Below are 18,076 nucleotides of genomic sequence, written 5' to 3'. Positions count from 1 at the left end.
CAGCTACTTAGTTTTGTTCAATCTCGTCATGAAAAAGAAGGCGGTGACCCGACCACTGATTTCGTGGCGGGTATGACCACCGCTCATTGCTATGTACCATGCCAAACATGCAACAGTACACAGGTTGTCCGTTCCAATCTCATCAGAAGTCGAGCACTTCGTTGATCGCCTTCACAACGCGCGCGGCATCCGGCACCCACTGATCTTCGATCAATTGGTAAGCCAAATGCGTATCCGGCGGTGTCACGCGTTTTACCGGCGCTTCCAATTTGAGAATAGCGTGCTCGTTGATCAGCGCAATCACATCTGCGGCCACGCCAGCAGAGTATGGCGCCTCTTGCAAGACGATGGCACGGCCGGTTTTTTCAACCGAGCTGACGATGGTTTCAACATCCAGCGGGCTCAGGGTGCGCAAGTCAATCACTTCTACTTTCGTGCCACGCTCTTTTTCCGCTTGCTCTGCTGCTTTCATCGCAGTATGCACCATCGCACCGTACGTGATCACGGTGATATCTGATCCTTCCCGCACAACGTTGGCTTTGCCAATCGGTACGGTGTATTCGCCTTCTGGCACTTCACCTTTCAATGCGAAGTACAATTTCAAATGCTCCATGAAGAAGACCGGGTCGTTGTCGCGGATCGCCGAGATCAACAATCCTTTGGCATCATAAGGGTTGGATGGGCAAACCACTTTGATCCCCGGAGTTTTGGTCAACCACGCTTCCAAGCTGTCGGCATGCAACTCTGGCGCCTTCACACCCGCGCCAAATGGCGTGCGGAATACGATTGGAGCGGAATAACGGCCACCGGAGCGGTAACGCATCCGCGGAGCTTGCACCGCGATAGAGTCAAACGCTTCTGGAGTAAAACCGATGAACTGAATCTCAGCAATCGGACGGAAACCTTGGACAGCCAGGCCTACAGCCAGACCGCCGATGCCAGACTCCGCCAGCGGGGTGTCAAGCACGCGGTGTTCACCAAACTCTTTTTGCAAACCGTCGGTTGCACGGAAAACGCCGCCGTTGGTTCCCACATCTTCACCAAATACCATGACGTTTGGGTCGCGCTTCAGTTCCACGCGCATGGCATCATTGATCGCTTTCACCATTGTCATTTGTGGCATGGTTTATTTACCCTCCTTTGCGAACTCTGCTTTCTGTTTTTCCAGATGCGGAGGAGTAACTTCGTACATCGCATCGATCAATTGATCCACCGTCATCTTCTCATAAGACTCGGCTTTCTTGATCGCATCTGTTACAGCTTGTTTCGCTTCTTCAATCACTTGGTTTTCATCCGCTTCCGTCCACAGACCTTTGGATTCGAGGTAACGGCGGAAACGAACCAACGGTTCTTTCTCGTCGTACTCAGATGGCTCATCTTTGGCGCGGTAGCGGGTTGGGTCGTCACCCGACATCGAGTGCGGTCCAAGGCGGTAGTTGATCGCTTCGATCAATGTTGGGCCTTCACCGTTGCGGGCGCGTTCTGCTGCATCGTGCACAGCTTGGTACACAGCCAGCACGTCAAACCCGTCTACTTGAATGCTGCGAACGCCGGCGGCTACCCCTTTTTGCGCAATAGAAGCAGCATTCGTTTGTTTCTTGAACGGTGTGGAGATCGCATAACCGTTGTTTTGCACCACGAAGATAGCAGGTAGCTTATAGACGCCAGCAAAGTTCATTGCTTCATAGAAATCCCCTTGCGAGCTACCACCGTCTCCGGTGAAGGTGATGGCCACACGTTTCTCACCGCGCTGTTTGAAAGCCATCGCTACGCCGGAGGTTTGCACGTATTGTGCACCGATGATGATTTGCGGCATCAGCACATGCACATCTTCAGGGATTTGTCCGCCGTGGATATGCCCTTTGGACCACAGGAACGCCTGGTACATCGGATAACCGTGCCAGTACAATTGCGGAATGTCACGATAGCCCGGCAGGATGAAATCGTCTTTGTTAAGCGCGAATTCACTACCGATCATCGTCGCCTCTTGACCCGACACAGGCGCATAGAAACCAAGACGCCCTTGTCGAGCCAGGTTGACCGCGCGCTGATCCCAGACGCGGGTAAACACCATGCGTCTCATCAATTCCCGCAGTTGCTCGTCGCTCAACTTTGGCATTGCATCTTTATTCACCACTTTACCTTCTACAGACAGAACGGCAAACGGCTCAATCGGTTGTAACCGAACTTCAGCATTTCCAAACATGTTGCGTTGTTTGGTCTTCGCCATGGTATCACCCCATTTTATAAGTCTCAGTGAAAACGTTTCACTGTTATAACTATAACCGCAATCTGTTTTAGTACAGGATGAGGATCACTCCGGAAATCAATTGCTATTCTTCAATTTCCCCTGTTGAAACAAACGCTCATAATTCAATAATACAACTGATAAAAAATTTGTCAATCAACCTCTCTCCTTTAAGATGTACATTAAACTTTTAAATCATGACATGACTGTTTTCTGTTTCACCCTCTTGAATAAATTTACCAACCATAAAAGATTCCCTGCTCTTTTATTCTTCCTTAAACCGCTTCGCTATTTTCGCATAAACGCAGAGAAAAATAAATACAGAATAATCATAATAATACAATTGCATTTGCACGATAAAGTAATAATTAGAAAAATGGATTGTCGCTATATAAAATGCATTTACTAATTATATTGAAAATTTGTTTCGAATTGAAGTACAATTACATAACAAAGACATAATGGATGTATTTCGCAGCAAAAGAGGTGACGTTAGATGAATTTTATTTTAGAAGCAGACCCTCCAAGCAGTTAAAACAATAAATGAACGGGTGTAGCCAATCAGCGCCATCTCCCTAATAATTACCAAGCCAAACTCAGGAGCCCTTTCCTGAGTTTATTATTTTATGGGATATAAAAAAAGGAACCCAAACTGGGTTCCAAACATCCCCCTAGGAAGAAGTCGGCAACAACTTCTCATCGGGCGCTTGATCCTCTTGCGTCAGCGGTGACGCCATAATTCGGGAGATCCGCAACTGATCCATTTCTTCCACAGTGAACAGCCATTCTCCAAAAGCGACCTGGTCACCCACGCTCGGCACCTTCTCCAATTCCGAAAACAACCAACCACCGATCGTGTCATTATCCTGGTCTTCAATCTGAATGTGAAGCAATTCATTCACATCTTCAATCAACAACCCCGCATCAATGGACGCATTACGTCCCTTCCGCAGGATATGAGGCCGTTCATTGTCAAACTCGTCTTGGATCTCACCGAAAATCTCCTCTATGATATCTTCGGTAGTCAAAATGCCGGCCGTTCCGCCATATTCATCAACGACAATCGCCATCCCCGCGCGATTTTTTTGCAATTGGCGCAAGATGTCCTTCACTTCCATCGTTTCTGGCACAACGGTAGCCGGCCGGGCCAACTCCAAGAGATTCGGCTCTATTCCTTCTGTCATCAGCTGATACACGTCGCGAATGTGCACAATCCCCTTGATGTCATCCTTGTCCCGGCCGCATAATGGGAATCGCGTATGCGGCGTCTGTTTGATCCGCTCCAGATTGGCATGAAACGGCTCATTCTCATACAGACAGACGATTTTGACGCGCGGTACCATCACTTCCCGGGCAACCCGTTCCGTGAAGTCAAACACGTTATCAAACAGGGTCAACTCGGTTTGATCAATCACGCCGCTCTTATGGCTTTGCGCGATCAGCATCCGAATTTCCTCTTCGGTGTGCGCCTGGTGGGTTTCATTGGATTCGACGCCAAACCACCGCAAACACAAGTTGGATGCATTGTTCAGGACGTAGATAAAGGGTCGGAAAACGACATAAAACCAGTTGAGCGGCATGGCCGTCCACAAGGTGACGGATTCCGCTTGGCGAATCGCCCAGGACTTTGGCGCCATCTCACCCAAGACGATGTGCAAAAAAGTGATGAGGGTGAAGGCGATGATCACCGCCACCGCATGAATCATCCATTCGGGCATGCCCAGATAGATGAACAGCGGCGAGATCAATTTGACGATGGCTGGTTCCCCAATCCAACCCAACGCCAAGGAAGCCAGTGTAATCCCTAGTTGCGTCGCCGACAGATAGGCGTCCAGATTGGCCAGGATTTTCTGCGCGACCCGGCCGCGCCGGTCTTCCAATTGGGCGATCCGTGTCGATCGCACCTTGACTATGGCGAATTCGGCCGCGACAAAAAATCCGTTAAGGAATACAAAAAACACTACCAAAGACATCATAAGAAGCGGTTCTATCACGTCTTCCAATCAAGTTCTCCTCCTAAGAGCGCGAAAAGATATGTTTTCTCTGTATTATATCACCTTTTCTCAAGGTATGTTCAGTCCCCAACAAACTTGTGAATCGCATGCGCCACACCGTTTTCCGTGTTGGTTTTAGTCACGAAACGGCAGATCTGTTTCACTTCGTCCTCAGCATTGCCCATCGCCACCGGAACACCTGCCACTTTCATCATGGATCGGTCATTCTGGTTGTCACCGATCACCATGACTTCTTGCATGGGCACACCGTAACGCTCCGCCAGCTTTTGCACCGCGATCCCTTTTTGCGCCTTTTGATCGTTCACTTCAAAGTTGTAGACAGAAGAAGCAGAAACCGCTACACCTGAAACGGCTTCGGCACGCTGCCTGACTCGCTTCAATTTAGGTAAGTCACTCGACAGCGCCACTGCTTTGTAGATGCCGATTGAGGGATCAGCCAGAATGTCTTCGGCGTACCGCCCTTTCACCCGATCTTCGATCCGATTACGCCTGCGTTCAGTGAAACTCTCCAACCATTGGTGCAATGAAGTGTCAACATGTTCAAGCTTGTCCATTTCCGCTTTGATGATCTCAATCCCGTCACGGTTGCGATAAATTCCATCTCGAGTGTAAAACTCATAATATGTCCCACCGTCTTTAAGCAAGTGCGCCAGTTCGTCTACTTTGCCCGGGGGCATGAAGATCTCTTCAACCAATTCACCATCTGGCAACTGAGTGCAGGCGCCATTCAAATAAATGAGCGGTCCCATAAATTCGATTTCATCCAACACCCTGCGGGCACCATGATACGAACGGCCCGTCGCGATGGCCACCACCACGCCTTTGGCCTGCGCCGCGGCGATTGCTTGCCGATTGGCCTCACTTACCCGCCCTTCATGGTCCAACAGGGTTCCATCCATATCGATGGCGATTAACTTCACCATACCATCCACCCTTTCCCTTCTTTATAACAAGCGTTTCATTCCCTTGTTTCATTCCGACTAAACAGCTTTAACGCACAGCGCGTCGCTGTTTAATCTTTCCATTCTGTCAGGAGCCGATGTGCTTCATGGTTTTAAACCGCATGGGCCGGGCAAATTGTGTATAATAGGGACAGACCTTTAATGGACAAGGATGAGTGCAATGCAAACGACAGAACAACAAACTCCCCGCCTGTGGGGAGATAAACGTTTTCATACATGGAACCACCATCTGCGCCAAGTATTCGGCGAAAAGATCTTCAAGGTGTCCTTAGATGGCGGGTTCACCTGCCCCAACCGCGACGGCAAAGCCGCTATCGGAGGATGCACCTTTTGTAGCGCCCGCGGTTCGGGTGACTTCGCGGGGAATCGCCGCGATGACTTGCTCAAACAATTTCACGATGTAAAAGAGCGCATGCACACCAAGTGGCCCGACGCCAAGTACATCGGATATTTCCAAGCATTTAGCAACACGTACGCGCCGGTGGAAGAACTACGGGAGATGTACGAAGTGATTCTGGAGCAAGAAGGGGTGGTCGGCTTATCGATTGCCACGCGCCCCGATTGCTTGCCGGACGATGTGGTCGAATATCTGGCCGAACTGAATCAGCGCACTTACCTGTGGGTTGAGCTGGGCCTGCAATCGATCCACGAAGAGACATCTAAACTCGTCAACCGCGGGCATGATTACGAATGTTTCCTAGAAGGCGTAGCAAAGTTGCGCAAGCACGGCATCCGCACATGCGCCCACATCATCCACGGCTTGCCGGGCGAAACAGAAGAAATGATGCTCCAGACAGTGGAAGCTTGCGCCAACATGGATATTCAGGGCATGAAAATCCACTTGTTGCACCTGTTGAAAAACACCCCTATGGTCAAGCAGTACGAAGCGGGGCTAGTCCAATTTTTGGAGCAAGACCAATATGTCCGGCTGGTAGCTGACTCCTTGGAAATGCTGCCTCCCGACGTGGTGATCCATCGCGTGACTGGGGATGGCCCGCCTGATTTGTTGATCGGCCCGATGTGGAGCCGCAAAAAGTGGGAAGTGCTCAATGCGATCGATGCCGAGCTGGTGCGGCGCAACTCCTGGCAAGGCAAAAACGCCCAACCCCGCAACGCTGAGCGTCTCCATCCGAATAGGGTGTGATGAGCTATGATCCTACCTTCCATCCTGGCCAGCGCCCATGCCGCAGTGAAAGCCGCCTGCCCGCCTGGCTCCATCGCCGTGGACGGCACGATTGGCAATGGCCATGATACCTTATTTCTGGCTGAATGCGTGGGCCCAACCGGCCATGTTTACGGATTTGATATCCAACAGGCGGCGATCGACCGCACCCACACCCGGTTGCAACAAGCCGGCCGACGCGAGCGGGTAACTTTATTCCACACCAGCCACCATTTATTGGCGGAACAGCTGCCCGATGATACACGCGGACTTGTTCGCGCCTTCATGTTTAACTTAGGGTATCTCCCGCACGGAGATGAACAGGTGATCACCCAACCGCACACCACCTTACACGCGCTGGAAGCAGCGACCTCGTGGATGGCAACAGGGGGCATTCTCAGCGTAGCCCTGTACACCGGCCATCCCGGTGGGGCGGAAGAGGCACGCGCTGTCATCGATTGGGCCCGTTCCCTCCCCGCCCACGCCTATCAAGTGATGTGGCAACAAACCATCAACCGAAACCAAGCACCTTCCCTGCTATTGATCGAAAAAAAGCACGTGAAAAAAAGGGGTGACGGTCTTTCTTGACCATCACCCTTTTTTTCCTGCTTGGGCTCAATCCACGCAAGCTTTTCATGCCACTAAATGCACAAAAAAACATCTCCCATCTGGAAGATGTTATGTTCAAATATTGAACTGCCGTCGCGTTAACGATTCCGTTTTTGTTTTGCCGCAAGTGCACTCAAGCGCTCTTCGCTGCTCTTCATCCATTTTTTCATCATGTCCTCGAAATCGCCCGAGTTTTTGTTGCGGCCGCCACCTCGACGGTCCCCGCCCCTTTTCTCGCGCGGCCGATCATCGCTCAGTGCTTTGATCGACAAGGAGATTTTGCCTGACGGATCAATGGACAACACTTTCGTTTTTACTGTAGCACCTACTTGCAATACATCTTCAACTTTTTCTACATACTTTGTCGAAATTTGAGAGATGTGAACTAAACCTGTTTCTCCTGATTCTAATTTAATAAAGGCTCCGAAAGGTTTAGTGGAAATCACTTCTCCCTGTACGACGGCCCCTTCCTTTAACTCGCTCATTATAACACTCCCGAAGTGGAATTCATTCTGTACAAAAGTACCATTTATTTTTTGAAAAGTCAACGGGTATTTATCCCAGCAAAGAATATGATTCGTAGAGTTATCAAGGCTTCGTGCCCTCTCCCCTACCAACAATATATGGGAAAATAGGCGGGAAATATGCCTCTACCCTCGGCCTTCCTTTAGTGTAACCCGTTTCCGCCAACGCCATGAACCGTTGAGTGATGTTTGCAAATCACTCAATTTTCATAATGAACCCTGCATATTTAATCATTTATACCAACCTCCTTCACGAATGACAATCAATTATGTTATACTTTTTAACGATTGATACACCACATATGAACGAAAAATTAATTCGGGGTTTGAATGAGTTTATTTGCAATCGGGTCGTGTTTGTTTTAGCCATTATTGAAATCAACCACTTTATCCCATTTGTATGGTTACCAGACACCCCTTTTGTAAGCTCACTCCCCAGAAAAAAAGGTGGATGCTTAAGAATGAGTATCGTCATTCCTACAGAGAAACCGGCACTTCAACTGTTGCGTAGCCAACAAGTGCACATGAATCTGTCCGTCGCAGAACTGGTTGAACACGCCGTCACCCGTGGAGAAGCCATCTTGACCAAAGAAGGAGCATTGCGGGCGACCACGGGTTCATTCACTGGACGTTCCCCCAAAGATAAATACATTGTCAACGAGCCTACCATCACGAATAAGATTGACTGGGGCACGGTCAATCAGGCGATGGCGCCGGAGCAATTTGCCCACATTCTAAAACGCTTACAATCTTATTTGAAAGAAAAAGAGCTCTTCATCTTTGACGGATTCGCCGGAGCCGATTCGACCTACCGGTTGCCAATCCGCGTGATCAATGAATATGCATGGCACAACCTATTTGTGCGCCAATTATTCATTCGTCCAGAGAAGGAAGAATTGGCCAACCACCAACCGGAATTCACTGTCGTCTGCGTGCCGCATTTCGAGATCGATCCTGAACAAGACGGCACCCGCTCCAGCACACTGATCGCCATCAGCTTCGAGCATAAGATGGTTATCATCGCCGGCACTGAATACGCTGGTGAAATGAAAAAATCGATCTTCAGCGTGATGAACCACTTATTGCCAGAATACGGTGTAATGCCGATGCACTGCTCAGCCAATGTGGGGGAAGATGGGGATGTCGCCCTGTTCTTCGGTCTGTCCGGCACCGGCAAAACCACGTTATCAGCTGACCCTGAACGCCGCCTGATCGGTGATGACGAGCATGGCTGGTCCGACCATGGGGTGTTCAACTTCGAGGGTGGATGCTACGCGAAATGCATCGGCTTAACCAAAGAAAAAGAGCCGCAAATTTGGGAAGCGATCCGGTTTGGCACCGTTTTGGAAAACGTGGTGCTGGATGAGACGCGCCAAGCGGATTTCAAAAACAACAGCCTGACGGAAAACACCCGAGCCGCCTATCCGATCGATTACATTCCCGGAGCGGTGATTCCTGGAGTGGCCGGGCATCCTAACGTCATCCTCTTTTTGACTGCAGATGCGTTTGGCGTCTTGCCACCAATCGCCAAATTGACACCAGAACAAGCCATGTATCACTTCCTGGCTGGTTACACCAGTAAGCTCGCCGGTACGGAACGCGGCGTCACCGAGCCGGAAGCGACCTTCTCCACTTGCTTCGGTGCTCCATTCTTGCCACGTCCGGCCCATGTCTATGCTGACATGCTCGGCAAGAAAATCGAGCAACACGGAGTGGACGTCTACTTGGTCAACACCGGGTGGACCGGGGGCCCTTACGGTGTGGGTCAACGCATGAACCTGGCCTATACCCGCGCCATGGTGCGTGCAGCGATTAATGGTTCGCTCAAACAAGCCGACTTCGAGACCGATCCCATCTTTGGCTTGCATATCCCGACCTCTTGCCCCGATGTGCCTGCTGAACTTTTGAATCCGCGGCACACCTGGCAAGATCCCGCTGCTTATGACCAAGCGGCGCGCGAGTTGGCCGAACGTTTCCACCAACACTTCGACAAGTTCACTGGCGTCAGCGAAGCAATCAAGCAAGCAGGCCCCATCCGCTAAGCCTGACACTTCTATCCTCATCCCAAGCCCGGCTCCAAGAGCCGGGCTTCTTCTTTGCAAGAAGCCATTTCCATGATGTTTCACTTGAAAACGACCAATAATACTGGTATCATCACGAAAGTGAAACCGCACGGAGCAATGATAGCATGAAGGGAAGCATATGCCATGAACAAACCTGTAGTGATCGGCGTGGCGGGCGGATCAGGTTCCGGCAAAACCACTGTCGCGCGCAAACTGGTGGAGCAATTCGCCGATTCTGTCGTCTATCTAGAACAAGATTCCTATTACAAAGACCAATCGCATTTAACCTTAGAGGAGCGCCAAAAGACAAACTACGATCATCCGCTCTCCTTTGACACCGACCTGTTGATCGAACAATTGTCGCAACTGCTCCAATACAAATCCATCGACAAGCCGGTCTATGATTATACCGAGCATACGAGAGCGCCGGAAACGGTTAGGCTTGAACCGAAGGACGTCATCATCTTGGAAGGGATTCTCATCTTAGACGATGAGCGTTTGCGTAACATGATGGACATCAAAATCTTCGTCGACACGGATGCCGATGTACGTATTTTGCGCCGGATTGAAAGGGATATCAAAGAACGCGGGCGCACGTTCCAATCGGTGATGGATCAATATCTTAACGTGGTTCGTCCCATGCACTTGCAGTTTATCGAACCCAGCAAACGTTACGCCGACTTAATCATTCCCGAAGGCGGACACAACCAAGTCGCCATCAATCTTTTGATCAACCACATCCGTATGTATTTGCACACAGCCAACACCCGTTGACCGGTCTTCCAGGAGCCGATGCCCTGGAAGATTTTTCTTGTTTTCGGCCTCCTGTTTTCAAAAATTTAAGAATAATGTTCTTGTTTTCAGCAGGGGAATGCAGTAAAATAAGCGATAGTTTATTTTATAATTCTTTCCAAAACAGGAGGAATTTATGGTGAATGCCATATATTCAGAAACGATTCAAACCACACGGGAAGATCTTCTTACCCACCCGGTTTATACGATGATCAATTCGCCCGAACGTATTAAAATCTTCATGAAACACCATGTTTTTGCCGTTTGGGATTATATGAATGTGCTCAAACGGCTCCAACGACAGCTTACTTCCCTCACCATCCCTTGGATCCCGCGGGCGCACGCCGAGTATGTCCGCTATATCAACGAGATGGTGCTGACGGAAGAAGCCGACGAGGACGGGCAAGGAGGCTACGCCAGCCACTTTGAAATGTACATACAAGCCATGGATGAAGCTGGAGCCGACATCACCCCGATTCAGCAGTATGTGGAAATGGTTATCGCAGGATACCATCCGATTGAATCTCTATATTCCAGCGAAATCCCCCCCACCGTTGCCGACTTCGTCAGACAGAGCCTGGAATTATCGCTGAACGGTAAACCCCATGAAGTCGCCGCTTGGTTTATTTTCGGGCGTGATGATCTGATCCCCGACATGTTCGCAGCCTTATTGCGTTCTCTGGAACAGCAAGGAATCCACAACCGGTTTACCTCTTATTTGCGACGCCATCTCGCCGTGAACGGCATGCGCAACGGCCCACTCGCCGAAAAACTGCTGCAATCCTTGTGCGGCAACGACCCCTTGAAACGCGAACAAGCCTACCGGATTGCGCAATCGGCGTTGGAAGCGCGCCTCCGCCTATGGGACGGCATCACCGACGAGATCAAGCGCACCGGACTCTAACTACCGCACAAAAAAGCCCGGGCAGCGAAACTGTGCCGGGCCAACATTTATCGGCTTTCTTCTTTTTGTTGTTCCAATTTTTTAAGTTGTGTGGTTAGCACGCTGAGGCGGTGCTTCAATTCTTCGCCCCACTCTTTATCATTTAACACTTTGGATACTCTCAAGAGATCGAGTGAATGGTCGATTTGTTCGCGTAGGATCGGCTCCAGATCATCCGTTTCTTGGAAACTGATCCCAGCCTCTTTCCATTCTGCGATCATTTCCGGAGTGATCGTTTCACGGAGGGTGACCTCTCTCACACGGTCTTCCAGCGCATATTCAATCACCAATTCAACCTCTTCCTTAACCGCAGGATGCACTTCCATCGAATGACAGACTGGACAAAACATTAACGGAACCTGATGCACCATGATGGACTGCTGCCGATAAGATCCAATTAATCCAATCATGGAGGCGCCACAGCAGTAACCCATGGGCTTTCCCTCCTCTTCCCACTCATAATCGACCACATGTTTTAGGACATTTGATGGAAAAACAAAGAAGCTTGTGTATATATTTTACCACAAATCTGAGTAATCCAAACCATAAGACCAAAAGAAAAAAACATAGCGAATCTTACTCCGCTATGTTTTTTCTCTCACTGGCACCAATCCACATCACAGTTATCAGCATATCGCGGTTGTAATTTTGTTTTATTATCAGCGGCAAAAATTTGCGCGCCATCCATCATGTATCCTTCGCGCAGGCTCATCTCTTTGGTTCGCAAATCCATTTCGGCTACCGGTTGGTGGTTGTGATAAAAGACCAACCGACCTGCTTCCAAGCGCCCCGTCACTTTGTCGCTGATATCAGCCCATCCCATAAAAAACATCCCCCTCCTTGCACCTTTTGGTTGTCCATAGTCTGTCTCGCACCGAAAGGCGATATGCAAGGAGGGGGATCGGCATCACTTTACTCGCTTATCATTTCTTCATACTTTTCTGCTGACAGAAGCTTTTCCAATTCAGCCTCATTGGACATTTCGACAACGATCATCCAGCCTTCTTCGTACGGCGAATCGTTCACGTTCTCCGGAGAATCGGTCAGCTCTCCATTGACTTCCACGACTTTTCCGCTAACTGGAGCATACAGCTCCGAAACGGTTTTCACAGACTCAACACTGCCGAATGGTTCATCGACGACAAGTTCTGTTCCTACTTCTGGCAATTCCACAAATACGATGTCACCCAATTCGGATTGCGCGAAGTCGGTGATCCCGATACGGGCCAAGTTGCCCTCCGTTTTTACCCATTCATGTTCTTTGGAATAACGCAGCTCTTTTGGCAAGTTCATGTCGATTCCCTCCGGATCTTAAGCTTCTGTTTCAGCCAGCACCCGTTCCAACGGGCGTTTCAGCATCGAGAGCGCTTTCTCGCCAGCTGAACGGTGACGCAGCAGGCCGTTTGCATCGAATAAGTAAAATGCAGGCACAAATTCGTTTTCGAACGCATCCACCACACGATGTTCGTTGTCGATGCCTTGTGGATGTTTCAGTTCGTATTTTACTATGGTTTCTTTCACCGCGTCCACATCTGTGTCTTTCTCCGAGCGAGGCATATGAATTCCGACCAGTTTCAGATTAGGGATTTCCTCCCGCATTTTGTTGAGTTCAGGCAAACTTTCTTTGCACATGTGGCAACTGATCGACCAAAAATGAACGAGCACAGGGCTTCCTTTCAACTCTTCCTTCGTCACCTCTTGATTGACCCATTCCGTCACACCATTGATTTCAGGCATTTCTGTGCGTAAACGAAGCGCCATGTTCTCCATCCTCCTGTCATATATGGAAAGAAAGGACCTAACGCGACTGACGTTAGGCCCTCTACTCACTTATCTTAAAGCGTTTTTTGCCCCGGTTTCCAGTTGGCCGGGCACAAGCCGCCGGTTTGCAGAGCTTGCAGTACGCGCAGAGTTTCATCCACGTCACGACCGATGTTGTTGTCGTTTACCACTTGGTAACGCAAAATGCCGTCCGGATCGATGATGAACAAACCGCGCAGGGCAATGCCTTCCTCCTCAATCAGCACGCCGTAGTCACGGCTTACTTTATGAGTGGTGTCAGCAGCCAATGGGAAGTTGATGTCACCCAAACCGTTTTCGCTGCGAGGCGTGTTGATCCAAGCGCGGTGGGAGAATTTGCTGTCGGTGCTCACACCGAGGATCTCTGCATCGAGATCTTGGAACTCTTCATAACGGTCAGACAAAGCTGTAATCTCGGTTGGGCAGACAAATGTAAAATCAAGTGGGTAGAAAAACAGAACCAGCCATTTTCCTTTGTAATCGGAAAGAGAAACTTTCTCATCCAATGTTTCCAGATTTTTGGTACTCTCCATTTCAAAATCTGGAGCTGGCAATCCTACAAGACGTTGAGCCACTTGAACAACCTCCTCAAGTTATGAAACTAGCCATTGCTATTTCATGCCACATTCTTTACCTTGCCCATCATAAAAGGGTCTTAAACAATAGGTGGCAATGCTTGGCACATATTTAACTTACCATGCTCCTAGATTATAGTCAATACTATTTTATATTAATTATAAAGTGAAAACAATTTTCAATTACGCACCTTGGTTTCCCATCTATTTATTTCCTATCCTTACCGATTTATCCTGCTGCCGCGCGAATCAGCACACACACCACAGAACCACAGACCCTTGCCACTCTATGGAGAAAGGGCTAAAGAACCAGGCAACGGCTACCGCTATGCCATTAACCGACGCTTGCACTAACAACTTGAGCAAGCTCCCTGACTAAGCAAGAGGTGGAGGCGTCTACCTCCACATATGTCTTAATTTTTCGTCATCCCTTACACGAACAAACCGATCTTCCCCACCTGTACAGAAGGGAAGGTCGGTCTACTACTTATTCACACCCACGTCTCTTTAAATTGCTCTTCCTTAAAGCCGACGGTCACTTTCTCCCCATCGGTGACGATCGGGCGCTTGATCAACATCCCGTCGGAAGCAAGCAAGTCTAGCTTCTCATCGTCGCTCATCTCTTTTAATTTCTTCGACAAGCCCAACTCGCGGTACTTTTGGCCGCTGGTGTTGAAAAACTTTTGGATCGGCAATCCACTTTTCTTAACCAGATCTGCCAACTCTGCTTTGGACGGCGGTGTTTCGACGATATGTTTCTCTGTCACCGCCACCCCGTGTTCCTCAAAAAACTTTTTCGCTTTGCGGCACGTTCCGCATTTGGGATACCAATACATCACTAACGCCATACCTGTGTCCTCCTCACATCTCACTTTCGCGCACTCCGCAGTTTACGTTGTGCCCTGATCCTTTTTCTCGTCCGTGTGAAACACCCGCACGCCGCGCTTATATTCCACATCTGCCATTCCTGCCCGCACATTGGCCACCCGCGCCACAGTGAAGAAGAAGTCCGATAACCGGTTCAGATAACGCCGCACTTCGACGTTTGTTTCTTGCTCCCGGCACAAGCTGACAACCAACCGTTCTGCCCGGCGCGTCAACACGCGGCACACATGCAAAGCGGCCGATAGCGGGGAGCCCCCAGGCAAAATGAATCGTTCCAGTGGTGGGCATTCCTGCTCATACCGATCAATCAATGCCTCCAACCGGGTCACCATCTCCGCTGTCACCCTATAGCGACGATTTTTACCCGCTTGGGCCAAGTCTCCCCCGGCATCAAACAATTCATGCTGAATTTCGGTCAAATCTTGGAGCAAATCGGCATGGATCGCCGGGTCCAACCTGACGATTGCCTCACCGACAAACGCATTTACCTCATCCACCGTACCATACGCTTCCACACGGATATCATCTTTCGACACACGTCCGCCAATGACTCCTGTCTTGCCTTCATCACCCGTCCGGGTATAGATTTTCATCGTTCGCGCTCCTCCCCGTTCTCCTGTGCTTGCATCGCTGTCAATAACACTTGCGGAACCCCGAGCAACGGATGTTCCACCACAATGGGAGACATGCCATAAACCGCTTCGACCATCTCCGGCACAATCACCTCGTGCGGAGTACCCTGGCGCACGATTCGTCCCTGCTTCAACACCAGCAGGCGGTCACAATATTGCGCGGCCAGATTTAAATCGTGCAAGACCATGATCACGGTCAACCCGCATGACGCCTGCCACTGTTTAATCCAATTTAACAAGGCGAACTGGTATTTCAGATCGAGATAGGCGGTGGGCTCATCCAGCACGAGCAACACCGGCTCCTGTGCCAGCGCCCGCGCTAAGGACACCCGTTGTTTCTCGCCGCCGCTAAGGCCTGCAAAAATCCGCTCGGCCAAATGTTGGCTATCGGTCTGACGCAACACATCAGCCACGATACGCTCATCCCGCTCCCCGAGCCACGGCCAGCGCCCTAGATGGGGATGCCGCCCCATCTCCACTATTCCTTTGACAGTGAAATAGATTTCCCCTACCTCTTCTTGGGCCAAAACCGCGATTTGCCGCGCCCGCTCCTTGGCTCCCATCTCCGCCAATGGCCGGCCTCGCAACCACACCTGTCCGGTGTCAGCCTTTTTCTCCCCCACTAAGCACGAAAGGAGGGTGCTTTTGCCGCTTCCATTTGGGCCAATGATGCCGACCATCTCCCCCGACGCCACTTCTAAGCTGATTTCATGGAGCACCCAGCGGCCGCCCAAGCGCTTGCCAAGCCCTTCCGCCCGCAACAACATGGTCTTCCCTCCTCTCTTAGCCATGCCATTTATGTTGGTGCTTGCGCAGAATCACCGCAAAAAATGGGGCTCCCACAAATGCAGTAATGACACCCAACGGCAATTCGCGCGGCTCCAGAACCACCCGGGCCAACGCATCAGCCCAAATGAGGAAGATGGCTCCCGCCAGCAGGGAGAGCGGAATCAGCGTCCGATGATCCCCTCCGGTCAGCATCCGCATGATATGCGGGATCACCAGCCCAACAAACCCAATCATTCCCGCCACTGACACCGCCGCCCCTGTCATCAGCGACGCGAGCAAAATCAACCCCAAACGAACTTGACTGACAGACAGTCCCAAATGCGTGGCCGAACGATCTCCCAGCGCAAACAAGTTCAACTCCCTGCTGAACAGCCAACACAGCGCAAAGCCACTAACGCAAAACGGCAAGACCGCTTCTACATGCTGCCACTCACGTAGCGCCAAACTCCCCATCAACCAAAATTGAATCCGATTGAGCTCTTCTGGGGACAGCGAGATGATCAAGGTGAGCACCGCGCCGAAAAACGCCTGCACCACCACTCCCGCCAGAATCAGCGAAGTCACCTGAAGATGTTTCCGAATCTGCGCCAAGCGCAACACAAGCAAAACAGAGACTGCGGCTCCGGCAAATGCGGCCAGCGGCAACGACCAACTGCCCAACAAGGACAGCCCCCAGCCCGTGATCACAATGAGCGCGCTACCAACCGCCGCCCCAGACGAAACGCCCAAGACATAGGGGTCAGCCAGCGGGTTGCGCAAAATCCCTTGAAACACGGTTCCGGCAACAGCGAGCGTTCCACCGATCAACGCAACCAAAATCACCCGAGGCAACCGCAATTCCCATATGATCACCGCATCCGGGTCCATGCTTGCTCCATTTCCTGTTAGGACATGATCGACGATCACCCGCCAGACCGTGCCGATTCCGATCTCCGCGCTTCCCACCGACACGGCGGCGGCCAAAGAAAAAAGAAGGCAGAGGAACAATCCTCCGCCCCAAACAAACGCTTGCCCCTTACTCACTTCTGTTCACCGAATCTTTCAGGGTAAAATTGCTCGGCCATTTCCTTCACCCCTTGAAAGATCCGCGGACCGGGGCGGTTGGTCAGATTCGGGTCAACCACATAGACGCGTTTCCCCTTGACGGCATTCACCGTCGACCAGCCTTGGCGTTTCAGGATTTGGTCTGTGCTTCCATAAGAAGAAATGATAATATCAGGATTCCATTTGACCACTTGTTCGGCCGACACTTGGGGCCATCCTTTCAACCCGGCCGCCACATTCACGCCACCCGCGGTTGTGACCAATTCATTCATAAATGTGTCACCGCCGACAGTGTACAGTGTCGGGTCCAACTCCACAAACACTTTCACCCGTTTATCCTTGGGCACATTGACCACTTTGGCGTAAATGTCGCGATGCTCTTTCTGCATTTTGGCGATCAACAAGTCTGCTTCGCGCGCCGTATTGGTCGCTGTGGCGATGATTGCGATCGAACGGTAAATGTCTTTAAAACTCTTAGCGTCCAATACAAGAACAGGAATGCCCAGTTTTTTCAACTGCTCCAGCGTCGCTTTGTCATTGGCGCCGTTGGCCAGCACCAAATCCGGCTTCAAGCTAACCACTTTCTCCACATTGATCTTAAAGTCGCCCACTTTGGGCAATTTCTTCACTGCGGCCGGATAATCATCATTGGTCGTAACACCTACCATTTTTTGATCAAGGCCGAGCGCGTAAGCGATTTCCGTGTTGCTGGGCATCAATGAAACAATGCGTTTGGGCTCTTGCTTGATAGTCACCTTGTTGCCCGCTTGGTCGGTCACCTCTACCGGGTATTTCACCGCTGCCGGTTTAACCGGCGTGTTGAGGCGTCCCTCCGTCCCGCCGGATGGCGCGCAACCCACTGCGCCAAGCACTAGCAACAGGCTCAGGCACAGCAGTCCCCATCGTTTTTTCCACTTCACACTCATGACTTCCGCTCCTTTCTTGATGCACACATAAAAACCTGTGCTTCCTTGAGGGCACAGGCTGGAGAAAGGCATGCGAAACAACGCGGGACACTGACCCGCCACGCACG

The 18,076-nt window shown here is 50.7% G+C and carries 20 protein-coding genes; 5 read left to right on the top strand and 15 right to left on the bottom strand.

The features are described from left to right. Positions 1-142 precede the first annotated feature (142 nt). The 4 genes from QQZ12_RS10695 to QQZ12_RS10680 form a co-directional block, all read right to left on the bottom strand. Positions 143-1,123 (bottom strand): alpha-ketoacid dehydrogenase subunit beta, encoded by a 981-nt coding sequence (locus QQZ12_RS10695; RefSeq protein WP_022736998.1) that lies wholly within the window; start codon positions 1,121-1,123, stop codon positions 143-145. Positions 1,124-1,126: 3 nt separating this feature from the next. Next, on the bottom strand, positions 1,127-2,206 hold the full coding sequence (gene pdhA / locus QQZ12_RS10690) for a pyruvate dehydrogenase (acetyl-transferring) E1 component subunit alpha (protein ID WP_223248120.1): 1,080 nt from the start codon (positions 2,204-2,206) through the stop codon (positions 1,127-1,129). A 713-nt stretch (positions 2,207-2,919) separates the two neighbouring features. Next, complete coding sequence (locus tag QQZ12_RS10685) at positions 2,920-4,242, bottom strand: hemolysin family protein (protein ID WP_321195648.1); 1,323 nt, start codon at positions 4,240-4,242, stop codon at positions 2,920-2,922. A gap of 80 nt (positions 4,243-4,322) precedes the next feature. Continuing rightward, positions 4,323-5,186 carry a Cof-type HAD-IIB family hydrolase gene (locus QQZ12_RS10680; protein WP_284724413.1) on the bottom strand — a complete coding sequence of 288 codons (864 nt, stop codon included), beginning with the start codon at positions 5,184-5,186 and terminating at the stop codon, positions 4,323-4,325. A gap of 199 nt (positions 5,187-5,385) precedes the next feature. On the opposite strand from QQZ12_RS10680, the gene mnmL reads away from it, so the two are divergent. Both mnmL and mnmM read left to right on the top strand, forming a co-directional pair. Further along, the gene (gene mnmL / locus QQZ12_RS10675) at positions 5,386-6,369 is read left to right on the top strand and encodes a tRNA modification radical SAM protein MnmL/YtqA (RefSeq protein WP_431606308.1); all 984 of its coding nucleotides are present in this window, start codon (positions 5,386-5,388) and stop codon (positions 6,367-6,369) included. A 6-nt stretch (positions 6,370-6,375) separates the two neighbouring features. Then, positions 6,376-6,975, top strand: coding sequence for a tRNA 5-(aminomethyl)-2-thiouridylate-methyltransferase MnmM (mnmM, locus tag QQZ12_RS10670; RefSeq protein ID WP_284724411.1), 600 nt, complete (start codon positions 6,376-6,378; stop codon positions 6,973-6,975). A 119-nt stretch (positions 6,976-7,094) separates the two neighbouring features. Here mnmM and QQZ12_RS10665 read toward each other — a convergent pair whose 3' ends face one another. Further along, the gene (locus QQZ12_RS10665) at positions 7,095-7,481 is read right to left on the bottom strand and encodes a S1 RNA-binding domain-containing protein (protein ID WP_022737004.1); all 387 of its coding nucleotides are present in this window, start codon (positions 7,479-7,481) and stop codon (positions 7,095-7,097) included. A 500-nt stretch (positions 7,482-7,981) separates the two neighbouring features. Between QQZ12_RS10665 and pckA the strand changes: the two genes are divergently transcribed. The 3 genes from pckA to QQZ12_RS10650 all read left to right on the top strand — a co-directional run bounded on the left by pckA (position 7,982) and on the right by QQZ12_RS10650 (position 11,279). Then, positions 7,982-9,562: a phosphoenolpyruvate carboxykinase (ATP) gene (gene pckA, locus QQZ12_RS10660; RefSeq protein ID WP_284724410.1), complete on the top strand. Its 1,581-nt coding sequence runs from the start codon at positions 7,982-7,984 to the stop codon at positions 9,560-9,562. A gap of 165 nt (positions 9,563-9,727) precedes the next feature. After that, entirely contained in the window at positions 9,728-10,357 is a 630-nt protein-coding gene (gene udk, locus QQZ12_RS10655; RefSeq protein ID WP_022737006.1) for a uridine kinase, read from the top strand. Between the two features lie 157 nt (positions 10,358-10,514). Further along, positions 10,515-11,279, top strand: coding sequence for a DUF3050 domain-containing protein (locus tag QQZ12_RS10650; RefSeq protein ID WP_284724409.1), 765 nt, complete (start codon positions 10,515-10,517; stop codon positions 11,277-11,279). Between the two features lie 47 nt (positions 11,280-11,326). Here QQZ12_RS10650 and QQZ12_RS10645 read toward each other — a convergent pair whose 3' ends face one another. The 10 genes from QQZ12_RS10645 to QQZ12_RS10600 form a co-directional block, all read right to left on the bottom strand. Further along, positions 11,327-11,752, bottom strand: coding sequence for a hypothetical protein (locus QQZ12_RS10645; RefSeq protein ID WP_284724408.1), 426 nt, complete (start codon positions 11,750-11,752; stop codon positions 11,327-11,329). A gap of 164 nt (positions 11,753-11,916) precedes the next feature. Continuing rightward, positions 11,917-12,141 carry a DUF2553 family protein gene (locus QQZ12_RS10640; RefSeq protein WP_284724407.1) on the bottom strand — a complete coding sequence of 75 codons (225 nt, stop codon included), beginning with the start codon at positions 12,139-12,141 and terminating at the stop codon, positions 11,917-11,919. A gap of 89 nt (positions 12,142-12,230) precedes the next feature. Next, positions 12,231-12,611, bottom strand: coding sequence for a glycine cleavage system protein GcvH (gcvH, locus tag QQZ12_RS10635; protein WP_102993268.1), 381 nt, complete (start codon positions 12,609-12,611; stop codon positions 12,231-12,233). A gap of 18 nt (positions 12,612-12,629) precedes the next feature. Beyond that, complete coding sequence (locus QQZ12_RS10630) at positions 12,630-13,079, bottom strand: TlpA family protein disulfide reductase (RefSeq protein ID WP_102993269.1); 450 nt, start codon at positions 13,077-13,079, stop codon at positions 12,630-12,632. Between the two features lie 74 nt (positions 13,080-13,153). After that, positions 13,154-13,693 carry a peroxiredoxin gene (locus QQZ12_RS10625; RefSeq protein WP_102993270.1) on the bottom strand — a complete coding sequence of 180 codons (540 nt, stop codon included), beginning with the start codon at positions 13,691-13,693 and terminating at the stop codon, positions 13,154-13,156. 491 nt (positions 13,694-14,184) lie between these two features. Continuing rightward, complete coding sequence (locus QQZ12_RS10620; protein ID WP_022737013.1) at positions 14,185-14,541, bottom strand: arsenate reductase family protein; 357 nt, start codon at positions 14,539-14,541, stop codon at positions 14,185-14,187. Between the two features lie 42 nt (positions 14,542-14,583). Continuing rightward, a complete protein-coding gene (locus QQZ12_RS10615) occupies positions 14,584-15,171 on the bottom strand; it encodes a cob(I)yrinic acid a,c-diamide adenosyltransferase (RefSeq protein WP_284724406.1) in 588 nt (195 codons plus the stop codon). Further along, positions 15,168-15,977 carry a heme ABC transporter ATP-binding protein gene (locus QQZ12_RS10610; protein ID WP_102993273.1) on the bottom strand — a complete coding sequence of 270 codons (810 nt, stop codon included), beginning with the start codon at positions 15,975-15,977 and terminating at the stop codon, positions 15,168-15,170. The genes QQZ12_RS10615 and QQZ12_RS10610 overlap by 4 nt, the downstream gene beginning before the upstream one ends. 16 nt (positions 15,978-15,993) lie before the next feature. Beyond that, positions 15,994-17,022 (bottom strand): FecCD family ABC transporter permease, encoded by a 1,029-nt coding sequence (locus QQZ12_RS10605; RefSeq protein WP_102993274.1) that lies wholly within the window; start codon positions 17,020-17,022, stop codon positions 15,994-15,996. Then, positions 17,019-17,969 carry an ABC transporter substrate-binding protein gene (locus QQZ12_RS10600; RefSeq protein ID WP_189318888.1) on the bottom strand — a complete coding sequence of 317 codons (951 nt, stop codon included), beginning with the start codon at positions 17,967-17,969 and terminating at the stop codon, positions 17,019-17,021. The genes QQZ12_RS10605 and QQZ12_RS10600 overlap by 4 nt, the downstream gene beginning before the upstream one ends. Between the last annotated feature and the right edge of the window lie 107 nt (positions 17,970-18,076).

The organism is Laceyella tengchongensis, assembly GCF_900182735.1.
Lineage (GTDB): Bacteria > Bacillota > Bacilli > Thermoactinomycetales > Thermoactinomycetaceae > Laceyella > Laceyella tengchongensis.
The sequence above is the reverse complement of the archived record's forward strand: the minus strand, read 5'-3'. Positions and strand labels throughout refer to the sequence as shown.

What these genes read in the sequence shown, in the direction of transcription:
- QQZ12_RS10630 (WP_102993269.1), bottom strand. Translation starts at nt 13,079, where the DNA reads ATGGCGCTTCGTTTACGCACAGAAATGCCTGAAATCAATGGTGTGACG.
- pdhA (WP_223248120.1), bottom strand. Translation starts at nt 2,206, where the DNA reads ATGTTTGGAAATGCTGAAGTTCGGTTACAACCGATTGAGCCGTTTGCC.
- mnmL (WP_431606308.1), top strand. Translation starts at nt 5,386, where the DNA reads ATGCAAACGACAGAACAACAAACTCCCCGCCTGTGGGGAGATAAACGT.
- gcvH (WP_102993268.1), bottom strand. Translation starts at nt 12,611, where the DNA reads ATGAACTTGCCAAAAGAGCTGCGTTATTCCAAAGAACATGAATGGGTA.
- QQZ12_RS10665 (WP_022737004.1), bottom strand. Translation starts at nt 7,481, where the DNA reads ATGAGCGAGTTAAAGGAAGGGGCCGTCGTACAGGGAGAAGTGATTTCC.
- QQZ12_RS10695 (WP_022736998.1), bottom strand. Translation starts at nt 1,123, where the DNA reads ATGCCACAAATGACAATGGTGAAAGCGATCAATGATGCCATGCGCGTG.
- udk (WP_022737006.1), top strand. Translation starts at nt 9,728, where the DNA reads ATGAACAAACCTGTAGTGATCGGCGTGGCGGGCGGATCAGGTTCCGGC.
- pckA (WP_284724410.1), top strand. Translation starts at nt 7,982, where the DNA reads ATGAGTATCGTCATTCCTACAGAGAAACCGGCACTTCAACTGTTGCGT.
- QQZ12_RS10680 (WP_284724413.1), bottom strand. Translation starts at nt 5,186, where the DNA reads ATGGTGAAGTTAATCGCCATCGATATGGATGGAACCCTGTTGGACCAT.
- mnmM (WP_284724411.1), top strand. Translation starts at nt 6,376, where the DNA reads ATGATCCTACCTTCCATCCTGGCCAGCGCCCATGCCGCAGTGAAAGCC.
- QQZ12_RS10645 (WP_284724408.1), bottom strand. Translation starts at nt 11,752, where the DNA reads ATGGGTTACTGCTGTGGCGCCTCCATGATTGGATTAATTGGATCTTAT.
- QQZ12_RS10620 (WP_022737013.1), bottom strand. Translation starts at nt 14,541, where the DNA reads ATGGCGTTAGTGATGTATTGGTATCCCAAATGCGGAACGTGCCGCAAA.
- QQZ12_RS10600 (WP_189318888.1), bottom strand. Translation starts at nt 17,969, where the DNA reads ATGAGTGTGAAGTGGAAAAAACGATGGGGACTGCTGTGCCTGAGCCTG.
- QQZ12_RS10610 (WP_102993273.1), bottom strand. Translation starts at nt 15,977, where the DNA reads ATGTTGTTGCGGGCGGAAGGGCTTGGCAAGCGCTTGGGCGGCCGCTGG.
- QQZ12_RS10640 (WP_284724407.1), bottom strand. Translation starts at nt 12,141, where the DNA reads ATGGGATGGGCTGATATCAGCGACAAAGTGACGGGGCGCTTGGAAGCA.
- QQZ12_RS10615 (WP_284724406.1), bottom strand. Translation starts at nt 15,171, where the DNA reads ATGAAAATCTATACCCGGACGGGTGATGAAGGCAAGACAGGAGTCATT.